The organism is Cyclobacterium sp. L-R, assembly GCF_056859355.1.
This window is the reverse complement of record NZ_JBSXOH010000060.1, coordinates 100,316-114,366: the sequence shown is the minus strand read 5'-3', so window position 1 is coordinate 114,366 and position 14,051 is coordinate 100,316. Positions and strand designations below refer to the sequence as shown.

Here is a 14,051-nt window from a genome sequence, read left to right as displayed (position 1 = left end):
TAGAGCTCTTTTGTTTGGTTTTGCTTAGAATTATCTCAAAGTTTTCATTTTATAAATTGAGCGGAATTTCAATTTTTATGATTAGCTAAATTAAGCCTTAGACAACATTTTATAAGGCATAATGAACTTGTTTGAGTGACAATCAGTTTTTTAATCTTAAGGTAATAAGGGATTTCTAATCTAAAAAACTTGTGATATATAAAATTTGTCATTAGAATTGTCCCTTCAAACATTCAAACATGGTTTTCGCAGTAAATAAAATTCTAGAAATTTCTTTAACCGAAACTTTTCGGTCACTTAACTGCAGTCTATTTTTTAGTGGCAATACTACCACAATTACAGGTATTACGGGGTAATCCCGTGCATACATACATATTGCCCTGACACAAGAGGCCCTTCATAGGCTTTTGTTAACCTTATTAATCGATAAAGAATAGCAATGAAAATATTAAAATTTGGAGGTTCATCCATAGCTGATTTGGAAAGAATTAAAAATGTTCTTTCCATTGTCAAGAACGCATCCCTAGACGATCGCATAGCTGTTGTCTTTTCAGCATTTGGGGGAGTTACCGAGGATTTACTAAAATGTGCCCATCTCGCAAAGGAAAACGACATGGAATACAAGGCACTTTTACTTTCTCTGGAGAAGCGTCATCTCCAACTCGTAAAACAATTAATTCCTGTAAGAAAGCAATCTTCTGTTTTGACCTATGTCAAGGTAAGGTTCAATGAACTTGAGGATCTTTATCATGGTATTTTTTTAATAAAAGAATTTTCTGCGAGAACTTCTGATTATGTAGTAAGTTTTGGAGAACGTATCTCCACCTACATTATGACGGAAGGGATGCGAGAAAATGAAATGGACACGCATTATGTTGATGCCAGAGAGCTCATCAGAACCAACGATCGTTTTGGGAATGCTAGAGTAATTTTCCCTACAACAAATCAATTGATTTACGACTATTATTCCAAACACCAAGGAGTACTTGTCATTACTGGTTTTGTGGCTTCAACAGAAAAGGGAGAAACAACCACACTTGGAAGAAGTGGCTCTGATTATACTGCAGCTATTTTTGCCGCGGCATTAAAAGCTGACAGCTTGGAGATTTGGACCGATGTGACTGGAGTAATGACAGCAGATCCTCGATTGGTTTATTCTGCGATTACCATTCCACAATTGAGTTATAATGAAGCGATGGAGCTTTCTCATTTTGGTGCTAAGGTTGTATTTCCAGCTACCATGCAACCAGCGATGAAGCGTAAAGTGCCTATCTACATTAAAAACACTTTTAAGCCAGAAGAGGAAGGAACACTTATTTGCGAAAAGCCGGAGAACTCTAAATTGATTAAAGGTATTTCTTCATTAAGCCACATTTCGCTATTGAATGTCCAAGGTTCTGGACTGGTAGAGGTGATAGGAGTAAGTAGTAGAGTTTTTGGTGCCCTTGCTAAGGCGGATGTCAATGTAGTATTGATTAGTCAGGCTTCTTCAGAACACAGTATTTGTATCGCTATTAAAAGTGAAAACGCTAGTGTGGCTCAAGAAGTTTTGGAAAATGAATTCCATTATGAGATTCTCGCCGGAGAAATGGACAAGGTTCAGATTATGCCAAATATGGCCGTAATAGCCGTTGTTGGCGAGAACATGAAGCACCATCCAGGGGCAAGTGGAAGGCTGTTCCAAGCGCTTGGAAGAAATAATATAAATGTATCAGCAGTAGCTCAAGGCAGTTCTGAACTAAATATATCTGCTGTTATTAAACAGTCTGACCTGCAGAAGGGCTTGAATGCTTTGCATGAAGCTTTTTTCCTCTCAGACAACAAGGTGCTACATATTTTCCTTATTGGCGTTGGGTTGATTGGCAAAACATTGATATCGATGATTCAAAATCAATTGAACAAGTTACAGGAGGATTATATGTTGGATATCAAAATTCATGGTTTGGCCAATTCCCGATTCATGGCTTTTGATGAAGACGGGTTTGACCTTAGTTCTATTCCAGTTCCATCGAGTGCTGATTTACCGATGAACCTTAGCGTATTTTTAAATACGATGAATAGCATGAATTTCTCAAATTCTGTATTGGTAGATTGTACCGCTAGTCAAGAAGTGGCAGATACTTACGAAAGAGTTCTCTCCTCCAAAGTGGCCATCGTTACCCCCAATAAGAAAGCCAATTCTAGTTCTTTAGAGAATTATAAATCTCTGAAAAAACTTTCAGGACAAAGAAATATTAAGTTCCTCTACGAAACCAATGTGGCTGCTGGATTGCCAGTTATTAGCACTTTGCAGGATTTGATTTTAAGTGGTGATAAAGTACTTAAAATTGAAGGCGTACTTAGTGGTTCTATGAATTTTATATTCAGTGAATTAAGCAAAGGCACCCCGTTTAGTAAGGTCGTAGAGCAGGCCAAGGAAAAGGGATTCACGGAGCCAGACCCTAGAGATGATCTAAGTGGGATGGATGTAGCGAGAAAGATCCTTATATTAGGTAGAGAAGCAGAGCAGGACTTGCATTTTTCAGACGTTTCTATTCAAAGTATGGTGCCTGATGACTGTAAAGACATAGCATCTGTAGACGCATTTCTGGAAAAATTAAAAGAACATGATCCTCATTTCAAAGCCTTAGTAGACGAAGCCAACGAAAAAGAGGAAACCCTTAGGTTTATGGCCGTTTTAGAAAATGGTAAAGCTACTGTAGGGTTAAAATCTGTGGACAAAAAGCATCCTTTTTATTCCCTGGAAGGGAGTGACAATATGATTTTGTTTACCACTGAAAGATACCATGAGTTTCCTATGATCATTAGAGGTCCGGGAGCTGGAGCGGATGTTACCGCTGCAGGTGTATTTGCAGACATTATCAGGTTAGGAAATTATTCAAGGTAATATGGACAAGCAAAAAGTTACTGCATTTGCACCAGCTACTGTGGCAAATGTTTCATGCGGCTTTGATATTTTAGGTTTTGCGATAGAAGACTTAGGAGACAAAGTGAGTGTGTCACTATCTGAGACACCAGGAGTTAGGGTGGTGAAAATAACCGGAGACAATGGGAAATTGCCCTATGAGTCCGAGAAAAACACCTGCAGCGTTGCTGTTAAAGCGATGGTGGATAATCTAGGCTTTAAAGGAGGGTTAGAAATAGAACTTTACAAAGGCTTGCCTTTGGGGAGTGGAATGGGTTCAAGTGCTGCAAGTGCAGTGGCTGCCTTGATGGCAACCAATGCTTTGTTAGGTAACCCCTATGAAAAAAAAGACCTATTACCTTTCGGAATTGAATCCGAGAGAATTGCATGTGGAGCGGGACATGCTGACAATATCTCACCTTCATTACTCGGAGGCTTTGTACTGATCCGTGAATATAAACCCTTGGATGTAATTCCTTTGCATGTGCCAAGAGGTTTATATTGTACCTTGATACATCCTCATTTGGAACTGAATACTTCGGATTCCAGAAGTGTGTTAAGAAGAAATGTAACATTGCAGGATGCTACTACCCAATCCGGAAATATAGCGGGTTTGGTTGCAGGCCTGTTCCAAGAAGACATGGGACTGATAAGTCGCTCACTTAATGATGTGATTGCAGAACCTTCAAGGTCAATTCTTATTCCAGGCTATGATGAGGTGAAAGTAGGTATAATACCAGCAGGAGCTTTAGGCTGTGGTATTTCCGGTTCCGGCCCGACCATGTTTGTATTGTCACCAAATGAGGAGATTGCCTGGGAAGTAAGTCGACTGTCTCAACAAGTGTTTGATAAAATTCAGTTACCGATTGATTTATACGTGTCAGCGATTAATACCCGCGGAGCCTATATCATCGAAGAAGAAATTTAATGTTTTGACAAATCTGTCACTCTCTAATGAAATATTACAGTACCAACAATCCGAATCATAAGGTAGATCTAAAAGAAGCCGTTATCAAAGGGCTGGCACCTGATCAAGGACTCTACATGCCTGAAAGAATTCCTGTATTGCCTGAGGAGTTTTTCTCTACTATGCATGAGCTGTCATTCAAAGAAATTGGTTATAAGGTGATTGAAGCTTTGTTTTCAGAAGATTTAACCAAAGAACAAATTAAATCACTCGTAGACCATACTTTGGATTTTGATGCACCTGTGGTTGAGGTGGAAAAGGATGTCTATACCCTTGAACTATTTCATGGGCCTACATTGGCTTTTAAGGATTTTGGTGCCAGATTTTGTTCCAAGGTGATGAGCATGCTTCAGGAAAAGCATGGGATCAAGGTGTTGGTTGCTACCTCTGGGGATACAGGGAGTGCCGTGGCCAATGGCTTTTTGGATGTTGATGGAGTTGAAGTAGTTATTCTTTATCCATCTGGAAAAGTTAGTGAACTTCAAGAGAAACAATTTACAACCCTCGGTAAAAATATTAAAGCCATAGAGGTCAATGGTGTTTTTGATGATTGTCAAAAATTGGTAAAAGAAGCATTTCTAGACGCTGACTTGAACAGTAAGCTACTACTTACCTCTGCCAACTCTATTAATATTGCCCGCTGGATACCTCAGTGCTTGTATTATTTTTATGCTTATTCCAGATTGCCAAAAGAAGGCAAGAAACTTGTGTTTTCTGTACCAAGTGGTAATTTCGGTAATTTAGCAGCAGGCATTCTAGCAGAGCGAATGGGTTTACCTGTTGATAAGTTTATAGCCGCCACCAATGTCAATAAAGTGGTGCCGGATTATTTGAATGGTGCTGCATTCCTACCAAAACCTTCCGTTCAAACCATTAGCAATAGCATGGATGTAGGGAACCCAAGTAATTTTTTCCGATTGCTGGCTTTATTTGGAGGAGATGAAGAAAAATTAAAGGAGAAAGTACAGGGATGTTTTTATTCTGATGAAAGCACCAAAGAAGCCATGGTGGAAGTTAAAAAGGAAACAGGATATACCATGGATCCACATGGAGCTGTTGCTTATCTTGGCTTGAAAGCTTTTATGAAAGGCCATCCTTCTGCCTTTCAAGGTGTATTTTTGGAAACAGCTCATCCTGGTAAATTCAGTAGTACTGTGGAGGAAGCACTTGGAGAAAAAGTGGTGTTGCCTGAAAGATTGGCTGCTTTTATGGAAGGAAACAAGAAGGTGGAGACAATGGAAAACGATTACCTCCAATTCAAAAACTATTTATTGGCCTAATTCTGTTCAGGAGTGTATAGGCTTATTCAAAATATTTTTGATAACCTTCCTTTTTGCGCATATATGGATACAGGAGCCTAGGGCTTGGGTTTGACACCCTTGTTTTTGAAGGTAGATTACGTTTTTGTTTTAATCTTCTGATTAATCCAAGAATTCCCATTGAAGGATTGCTTGAAAATAAAACGGTACTGCCTTTATCGCTCAGACCCGACAAAAGTTTGTCATAGCTGTTCATGTCATTATGGTAGCTTAAATGGTGAATGTTTTTTATAAAATTCACATTACTTTTCAGGCGTTCTTCTTGCAGATGGAAAGCCGGATTCGCAGTTATTACTTGTTGCTTAAATGATTGCTCACTCGGTAAGGTTCTAACCACTACCTCATCCAATTCTACAGCTGAAGGAAGAAGAATTATTGTAACTGGAGAACTTGTAACACTGTCCACAATGTAGCTTGTCTTTTCATAGCCTATATGTGAAATCTGAAGAGAGATACCTGCTTTTACGCGAATTGAAAAATCTCCCTTTTCATTACTTATGGTTTTGTGTGTTGACCAGAAAATGTTTGCATTCGCTATTGGCTGCATTGAACTAGCATCAATTAGCTTTCCTTGAAGTTCGAAAAATTCTTTAGGGTCTTTTTCGGGAATGGGCGTATAGGTTGCGAGTAGAAATAAAACAAGGTAAATTATAGGCATAATGACAATTGGTTTGACAATGAATTGTCATAAATATAGGCTGGTGAAATAGGTTTAGTGAGGTATTAACATTCGTTAACCTCATTTTTAACAAAATATAAGATGGTTGCACTTTGTGGGGTTGATAAAATTTATTGTTTGGTAGGTGTTGTTGAGGTGATTTCGTTTATTACCTAAGGATTAATTTTTATAGAATTACCATTGGGTGATTTAAATTTGTAATTTTAAGAGTCAATTATTAAACGGAAAGTCAACCTTTAAACCATAATAAAAATTATGTTAAAGTCTATTTTAACACTTGCACTTGCCATAATTGGAACGGCCATTCAAGCCCAAAGCTGGGAAACCCTTACTCCCCAAAATACTTGTACAGAACGTCATGAATGTTCTGGTGCGGCTGTCGATGGAAAATTCTATTTAATTGGTGGTAGGGGAGAAAAGCCTGTAGAAGTTTTTGACCCGGTCAGTGCGGACTGGAGAAAATTAGGAAATGCGCCTTTTGAAATGCACCATTTTCAAGCGGTGACATATAAGAATAATATATATGTGATCGGTGCATTCACAGGAGGGTACCCACACGAGACTCCTGTTGCAAATGTCTATATATATAACCCATTAAGAGATTCTTGGGTAAAGAGCCATGAAATACCAAAAGAAAGAAGAAGAGGAGCTGCCGGATTGGTGGTTTATAAGGATAAATTCTACCTATTAGGAGGTGCTCAAGATGGGCATTGGGCTGAAAACAGAGACTACTTGGATGAATATGATCCTGCCACTGGGAAATGGAAAACTTTGGCTCCAATGCCTAGGCTCAGGGATCATTTTCAAGCAGTAGTAGTAGACGACAAGTTGTATGCCGTTGGAGGCAGGCGTTCTTTTGCTAAGGAAGGACATGGTTTTGAGCTAACCTATCCCGAAGTGGATGTATATGATTTTATAACAGGTGAGTGGACTACTTTGTCAAATCACCCCTTACCAACAGAACGGGCTGGAAGTACCACTGTTCCTTATAAAGATGGTTTTTTGGTCATAGGGGGCGAAAGTGATGTGCAAGTTAAAGCGCATAGCGAAGTAGAATATTTTCACCCTGAAAATGGTTGGAAATTACTAAATCACTTGAATAGAGGAAGACATGGTTTTCCTGCAGTGGTTATACACGATGACCTCTATCTGGCAGCAGGCTGTGGCAATAGAGGAGGTAATCCCGAGTTGAATAGTATAGAAAAACTAGTCGTTGAATAATAATCGTTTTAATTCAGGGCATTTACGCCTTTCAGAGGAGAGTTTAATTCATACTGTATGGTAAAAGGAACACATCAGGCATTGGATGATGTCAGAAATGAAAAAGTCAAAATTTTCATTAATGGGGAGTTTTTCCTTAGAGATGAGGCTAAAATATCCGTTTTTGACAGTGGTTATCTTGTCGGAGATGGGGTTTGGGAAGCCTTTCGGGTACACAATGGAAAACTGATTTTTATAGACCAGCACCTGGATAGACTTTGGCAGTCTGCAAAGGTTATAGGGATTTCGCTTCCATTTTCCCGTGAAGAGCTGATAGAGAATGTTAAAAGTACCCTAGAGATAAACGAAATGAAAGATCATATCCATGTTAGGGCTATGGTGACAAGGGGCATTAAAAAAACACCCTCTCAGGATCCAAGGTTAACTATTTCCGGGCCAAATGTTGTGATTATTGCGGAGCATAAACAAGCAGCTGATGAAAGTAAGAACAAAGGGATCAGTCTTTTTACAAGTGCCATTCGCAGAGGTTCTCCGGATTACTTGGATCCCAGATTAAATTGCCATAGTAAGCTTCATGAGGTTCAAGCGTTGATTCAAGCCATAGAAGCTGGTGCTGATGAAGCACTTATGCTAGATATCAATGGTTTTGTTTCAACATGTAATGCAACCAACTTCTTTATGGTAAAAGGGAATGAAGTATGGACTTCTACCGGGGAGTACTGTATGAATGGAATCACTAGAGGGAATGTGATAAAAGTCTGTGCTCAAAACGGTATTGTTTGCCTTCAGAAAAACTTTTCCTTATTTGATGTATATGGTGCTGATGAGGCGTTTGTTACAGGCACCTTTGGAGGGTTAACTCCTGTGGTGAAAATTGATGGAAAATCTATTGGACCTGGAGCTTGTGGTCCAACCACAGCTCATTTACGCCAGTTTTATGAAGGACTTGTAGCCAAACAATTGAGATAAACATGGCAGATAAAAACAATAAAAAGATATTCCTTTGGTCTGGCCCACGGAATATTTCAACAGCCTTAATGTACAGTTTTGCCCAGCGAAACGATACCATTGTAGCCGACGAACCTTTGTATGCACATTATCTAAGCCACTCATCTGCCAAACCCTTTCACCCAGGTGCCGATGAGATTTTGTCAAATATGGAAACAGATGGAAGGAAGGTAATTGAGTGGATGTTGGGGGACCAATCCAAACCTGTAGCCTTTTATAAAAACATGAGCCATCATTTAATCAAACTTGATTGGCAATTTATGCAGGCTGGGGCCAATATTATTTTGACAAGGAGTCCGGAAGAAATGCTTTTGTCTTTTTCCAAGGTGATAGATCAGCCTAGCATGGCAGATATTGGTTACGCCATGCAAATTGAGTTGTTAGATTATTTTAAAACTAAAAAATTACCATTTGTCGTTCTTGATGCAAAAATGGTTTTGCAAGACCCTGAGGGACAGTTGCGAAAATTATCTACTGTTGTAGGAATTCCATTTATGCAAGAGATGCTCAAATGGAAGCAGGGACCTATTCCAGAAGATGGTATTTGGGCAAAGTATTGGTACCGAAATGTGCATTTATCCACAGGTTTTCAGCCATACCAGAAAAAGAAGGTTGAATTTCCTAACCATTTGGTTCCATTGCTTAAAGAATGTCAACCCATTTACGAAAATCTTGTGAAGCATGCTCTTTAGTCGGCTTCAGTTAAATAGTAGATAAGGAATTGGGCGGGCCAAATGAGGGACTGAAATTACTTTAGGAATTAATATTAGGTTTTCTCATGTTTTATTCCTGCTCATTCAAAGTTATAAATTTCACTTTTTTTGAATTTTTTAATAATTGGGGAGAGGGTATTGATCTCTCAACTATAATAAGCAATCTACATAGAGGTATAGATAATGGAGAATTTGGAGATTTATTTAAAGGATTCATTAAATAAGAGAAGAAGCGATTGGTGAAAATAAGAATATTTTAGAAAGGTTCGGTTGCTTTCTTGCTTTGTCGTTTATTAAAACATAATTTTGATACTTATTCCTTCCGCCTGGGATTTCAAAAGATAAAAAAGGAATCGTCTGGGTTAGCATATCAATAGTTTACACAAATTAGGTACATCCTATAAAATTGAAATACGTATACCAATGGAAAACGACCAGCCTGTAGAAGTAAATATTACACCGAAAGGGTTAATCTATTTGCCAGAGACTGCAAAAGGGTTAAAATCTGTCTCAGAAAGTAAAATGGAAACCTTGTTCTATACTCCTGGGCAAAACTCTGATGAAAATCTTAACTATAAGTTTTTATTACCGGCCTTGGAAGAAATCAAGGGACAAGATTATGATTATGTCCTTGGGTTTGATTCTGAACTTAGCCGAACAATAATTGGCTACCCAAATGCTGAAGGAAGATTTTTGGTGTTTAACGCACACCAGCAAGCAGCTATTTTTACCCATACTTTTTTAGCCGGAAATTCTTTTCCATCTATGGATGAAGAAAAAACCAAAATAGTGATTAAAGGTGTAGTTCTATCTCAACAGATTGACAAAATCGTTACAAAGAACAATGGGGCCTATAAAGAGTCTCATGCAGGATACGAAGACCTAAAAGAAAGGATTCTTGAAATTGAAGAGGGATTTGAAGCCTATTTGGCCTTTGATGAAAGAAATCATGTTATTTTAGATCTGGATAAGGACAAAAATATTGAGTTACAGATTTCATTGATTGAAGATTTGGTGAAAGATCTAAAAGGAAAAGAGAAAAGCCTTTATGATTTTCATGTTGATTTGCAGATTAGGTATAAGCTATACGGAGAGAAAACTTTCAATATTACCTCAGAAGGTGAAAACAAGAAAATATTCGATAGGTTTAGAACCAAGCCACCTTCCGATGCAATGCATGAAGAATTGGTAAGTATTTCTGATTATAAGAAGCAGTTGTTTTTCAACAAACTTACAGGAAGAAAAAGCGAACCGGAATTGAGACAAATGGACATGGTTCAACTAGATTATAGTAGTGGCTTGAAGATAAGTGTAGAACTTACCGATGGAGGAAGTAAACTCTTCTTGCACCTGAGTGATTACACAGATTGCTACAATAAAGATTCATTTGCCTCAGCTAGAAAAGGCATTAATGACAGGCTATTAAAAATCGTGGTTTCATTAGGGAAAATGGTGATTGATGTAAACTAAATTAATTTAAATTAATCCCATTTAATTACGGGATTTGGTTTCATGAATAAAGATTAAAAGCACAAGAATTGAGAATTTTCTCAGTTCTTGTGCTTTTTTTTGACTTTTTCATCTTTGTTTTCGTTGTCATCTGGATATTCTTCCTCTCTGGGTGGGCGAGGACCATCACCAGATGTTCCTGGAGTCGATCGATTGCTGCCCTTATCTACTTCATCTCCTTTTTCAGAAATAAAATAAGGATTTTCTAAGCTTCTTACGGAGGATTGGCTTAAATTCATGGCTTTGCTGTTTGATGTATTAGAAAAATGGCTAAAACCATGCCATATTTAGTGGCTAGCGATTCGGTGGAATCCTGTCCTAAATGATTTAATAATGGACAGGTCAATTAAGGATAACTTGACTTCTGAAGATGAGGAGCTTTGATCTTTGATGTGGTATGGTGTCGATTTGTAAATTGATAGCAGCATTGGTATTTGTTGAATAAATTGAATGTAAAATTAGAAGTCATATCATTTATGATAAATATTGAAGGAAGAGAATTTAATTGGATGAATCCGCCTCATTCATGGTCAGAAAAAAATGGGACTTTGCATTTGAAGACTGATGCTGAAACCGACTTTTGGAGAAAAACTCATTATGGGTTTATAAGTGAAAATGGTCATTTTTTGTTTACAGAACAATCGGGTAATTTTGAATTTTTGCTTCAATTTTCCGGAAAATACACTGATTTATACGATCAAGCGGGCCTGATGATTTTTCATGATTGGGAAAATTGGATAAAGGCAGGAATAGAATATGTAGATGATATTCAAAAAGCCAGTGCAGTTGTTACCAGAGAATGCTCAGATTGGTCAGTTGCCCCTATAAAGGGAATGCCGGAGACTTTCTTTATTAAAGCTAAAAGAGGTAACGATTATGTAGAGGTAAGTTATAGCTTAGATGGTTCGACCTATCAACTACTGCGGCAAGCCTATTTTCCTCCTTCACCTTCATTAAAAATAGGCTTTATGGCTGCTTCTCCAAAGGGGGGTGGGTTTGAAGTCACTTTTGATCATTTTGAAATTAAAGTAGCTAATGCTGAATAGGTTACTTAGAACGACCGGTGGATTTACCACCCAATAGGTTTGGATGAGATTGGGTTCTTTTTAGGATATATTTGGCAATTTTTTCTCCCTGTTGCATGCCTACCTCTATGGCATCTCTGAAATGAATTCCTCCATATAGTCTTGATATGGCTGCTTCATCCGATGCTTTGAGAAAGGAATCGAATTCTCGCTCAGGTAGACCAAAGAATACTTCTGAGTTGTCGATAAAATTAAAATTTTCACCAAAATAAGAAGTCAATAACACAGCGGAGGTTTTAGAAATCACGCTATGCCCACTTGTGTATTCAGGAAAGGGTGGGGTTTGTAAAATGGGGCGCCATGTCTCATCAATAAGTTCATTGATGGCTGTAAGGGGTCTTATGCGATCACTTCTGTACTTTTCATCCCAACAACTAATAAAGGCATCATGAAGACCCATTGCTACAAGGGTATGGATATAAAGGCTTTCTTTAAAATCCAACCTAGCCTTCTGACTTGCAATGCCAGTAATCCCCATCCAATGGCCGCCTGGTGAGATTTTCTTGAGCCCTATAGCCATATGCCCACTATAAGAGACATTAAAAGGATTACAGTCCCAGAAATTGGCTATTAGCGTTTGCTCTTCGGTCAATTGTGTAGTGACTTCATAAATCTCCAATAATTGTCTAAAAAATGAACTGCTTTTGTCTTCAGAATATTCAGCAGGAGCAGAGGGTCTATAAGTTGCTAAGTTTTCCAAAAAGAAGGGTCGGATTGTTCGCCACTCCGGGTCTATGGCTGCCAAATAGGCAGGAGGAGTGGGGTACCATTTACCAGGGCCTTTACTTGGGCTATATCGTTTGAGGGTGCTAAGGCGGCTGTAACCATCCTCCTTGGCGTAATTCAATACAACTGCTGCAACTTTTTTTGCATAGTCAATACTTTGTTTTAAAGCCTTTTTCTTGATGAGTTTCTTTTTGCTATACTCACGCACCAAGGTTTCCTGTGCAGCTGTTAGTTTTTTACCAGAAGGCATTATGTTTTTCCCAACTTCCAACATGGCGTAGGTACTTGTAAAAGCTAAATTTATTCCTTTTCTATCTGGGAGTAGAGTTGGATCTGGTTTAGGTATTGGATGCTGAAGCTGTTGTAGAAGGGGCGATTCATTAACTCCATAAACGAGGTAAGCTCCTAAAAGGGAATAAGCATAAAATCTAGCGGCTCCAGGAGGGCTAGTGACATCTGTAACCATTATATCTGTTATGGAAAACAGGTGTTCAATCATCTTGTCTCTTGCAAAAACTTCCACTTCAGAGATGTCGACTTTAGAAGTATTGACTTGAGCAAAAAGATTATTCGTAATTGTTGCGAATAGGAAAGTAGTGATTAAATAAAATTTACCTATAGACATACTGGGAAATAATTGGGTCTATAAATGTATTCAAAAATACTATAAACCCGAAATATGTAATAAATAATCTACAATGACTTGAAATACCCTAACCCAAAGTATAAATAGAGCTGTTGTTGGGGCTTATGGTAATTTGGTAGTTTATAATGAGAAAAGGCGTGTAGGAAAGGCATTACTTAAATAATCACGCTTGCCATTTGTTTCAATTCACTTTGTGAAAAGATAAACAAAAAAACTTTGTCAAAACTACTAACAAGTTTTTATTATGAAGGGATATCAAAGCCAATGATTAGACCAAAGGGTTGGAGATTTTTATGGTTGCTTCATTATTTACCAAATATTCGTTTTCTTCGACTAAAGAAATGGCTCCTAAAATGGCTGAATCATTTGATGAAGAAACGTAGAGTTTTAAGTTTCCGGAAATCGGTAGGTAAGGGAATGCATCAATAACTTCTTGAACTCCCTTTTCAAAGTAGGGGAATGCTTTTCTAATTGAACCACCAATCACAATCGCCTCTGGAGCAAATGTGAGCAATAGTCGGTAAATCAGTTCTCCTATGTGTTTTCCGAATTCGTAAAAAATTTCAATTGCCTCCTGATCACCTTCACTGGCTCTAACAGAAAGCTTTTTTGCACTTGTTTTGTATCTTTCCTTGAAAAATTTACTTCCGCAATAGTCTTCAAAAGTACCATCTAGGTAAGGGATTGCTCCCCATTCTCCAGCACCACAGAGTCTTCCAGTGTATAGATGACCATTGGCTATAATACCTGTACCAATGCCTGTACCAAGTGTAATGCCGACCACATGCTTGTGTATTCTAGCTGCCCCAAATTTATATTCTCCTAAGGCAAAGCAATTCGCATCGTTATTGACGGCTACTGGGATGCCGAATCTTTCTTCCAAATATTTTTTTAGATTAACATTATGGAACGATGGTATATTGGCCAAATTATAAATTATCCCGTGTATGGGATCTACTAGTCCAGGAATACCTATTCCTATAGCTTTTAAATTATAGTGTTTATAAGCTTCTATTTGTTTAGAAATGGTCTCAAGTATCTCTTCTTTTGGAGAATTTGCTGGAGTTTTTATCTCCATGCTATCGGTCAATTCACAATCTCTAAATAATCCTGAACTAATTTTTGTACCTCCAATATCTAATCCAAGAACCATATTGTTAATTTTCATTTTACTCCCAAATTTCAGGATATACCCGATTAATTATAATGTATCCAATCAAGGTGTCTTGTAATTTAGACCCTTGGCCAAACTAAAGCCTAATGAAATACCAGA

Annotated in this window: 12 protein-coding genes; 8 read left to right on the top strand and 4 right to left on the bottom strand. The window is 38.0% G+C overall.

Annotated elements, in window-relative coordinates; translation table 11 throughout:
- Positions 1-439: 439 nt before the first annotated feature.
- The 3 genes from thrA to thrC are packed head-to-tail and all read left to right on the top strand — an operon-like array spanning position 440 to position 5,152.
- Complete coding sequence (gene thrA / locus AC13EX_RS08295) at positions 440-2,887, top strand: bifunctional aspartate kinase/homoserine dehydrogenase I (RefSeq protein ID WP_339718110.1); 2,448 nt, start codon at positions 440-442, stop codon at positions 2,885-2,887.
- A gap of 1 nt (position 2,888) precedes the next feature.
- A complete protein-coding gene (locus tag AC13EX_RS08290) occupies positions 2,889-3,833 on the top strand; it encodes a homoserine kinase (protein ID WP_339718109.1) in 945 nt (314 codons plus the stop codon).
- A 26-nt stretch (positions 3,834-3,859) separates the two neighbouring features.
- Positions 3,860-5,152 (top strand): threonine synthase, encoded by a 1,293-nt coding sequence (gene thrC, locus AC13EX_RS08285; RefSeq protein WP_482892292.1) that lies wholly within the window; start codon positions 3,860-3,862, stop codon positions 5,150-5,152.
- 22 nt (positions 5,153-5,174) lie between these two features.
- Here thrC and AC13EX_RS08280 read toward each other — a convergent pair whose 3' ends face one another.
- The gene (locus tag AC13EX_RS08280; RefSeq protein WP_482892291.1) at positions 5,175-5,849 is read right to left on the bottom strand and encodes a carboxypeptidase-like regulatory domain-containing protein; all 675 of its coding nucleotides are present in this window, start codon (positions 5,847-5,849) and stop codon (positions 5,175-5,177) included.
- A gap of 276 nt (positions 5,850-6,125) precedes the next feature.
- Between AC13EX_RS08280 and AC13EX_RS08275 the strand changes: the two genes are divergently transcribed.
- From AC13EX_RS08275 to AC13EX_RS08260, 4 genes are all read left to right on the top strand, one after another.
- Positions 6,126-7,091, top strand: coding sequence for a Kelch repeat-containing protein (locus AC13EX_RS08275; RefSeq protein ID WP_482892290.1), 966 nt, complete (start codon positions 6,126-6,128; stop codon positions 7,089-7,091).
- Positions 7,092-7,148: 57 nt separating this feature from the next.
- Positions 7,149-8,060 (top strand): aminotransferase class IV, encoded by a 912-nt coding sequence (locus tag AC13EX_RS08270; RefSeq protein WP_482892289.1) that lies wholly within the window; start codon positions 7,149-7,151, stop codon positions 8,058-8,060.
- 2 nt (positions 8,061-8,062) lie between these two features.
- Positions 8,063-8,791, top strand: a complete 729-nt coding sequence (locus AC13EX_RS08265; RefSeq protein ID WP_482892288.1) for a sulfotransferase-like domain-containing protein — start codon at positions 8,063-8,065, stop codon at positions 8,789-8,791.
- Positions 8,792-9,235: 444 nt separating this feature from the next.
- Complete coding sequence (locus tag AC13EX_RS08260; protein ID WP_482892287.1) at positions 9,236-10,282, top strand: hypothetical protein; 1,047 nt, start codon at positions 9,236-9,238, stop codon at positions 10,280-10,282.
- 80 nt (positions 10,283-10,362) lie between these two features.
- On the opposite strand, the gene AC13EX_RS08255 is transcribed toward AC13EX_RS08260, so the two are convergent.
- On the bottom strand, positions 10,363-10,560 hold the full coding sequence (locus AC13EX_RS08255; RefSeq protein WP_482892286.1) for a hypothetical protein: 198 nt from the start codon (positions 10,558-10,560) through the stop codon (positions 10,363-10,365).
- Positions 10,561-10,797: 237 nt separating this feature from the next.
- Here AC13EX_RS08255 and AC13EX_RS08250 point away from each other — a divergent pair, with 237 nt between their 5' ends.
- A complete protein-coding gene (locus AC13EX_RS08250; protein ID WP_482892285.1) occupies positions 10,798-11,367 on the top strand; it encodes a DUF1349 domain-containing protein in 570 nt (189 codons plus the stop codon).
- Between the two features lies 1 nt (position 11,368).
- Here the strand turns inward: AC13EX_RS08250 and AC13EX_RS08245 are convergent, their stop codons facing one another.
- Together AC13EX_RS08245 and AC13EX_RS08240 are read right to left on the bottom strand one after the other, a co-directional pair.
- On the bottom strand, positions 11,369-12,757 hold the full coding sequence (locus tag AC13EX_RS08245) for a vanadium-dependent haloperoxidase (RefSeq protein WP_482892284.1): 1,389 nt from the start codon (positions 12,755-12,757) through the stop codon (positions 11,369-11,371).
- Positions 12,758-13,046: 289 nt separating this feature from the next.
- The gene (locus tag AC13EX_RS08240) at positions 13,047-13,946 is read right to left on the bottom strand and encodes an ROK family protein (protein WP_482892283.1); all 900 of its coding nucleotides are present in this window, start codon (positions 13,944-13,946) and stop codon (positions 13,047-13,049) included.
- Positions 13,947-14,051: the final 105 nt, after the last annotated feature.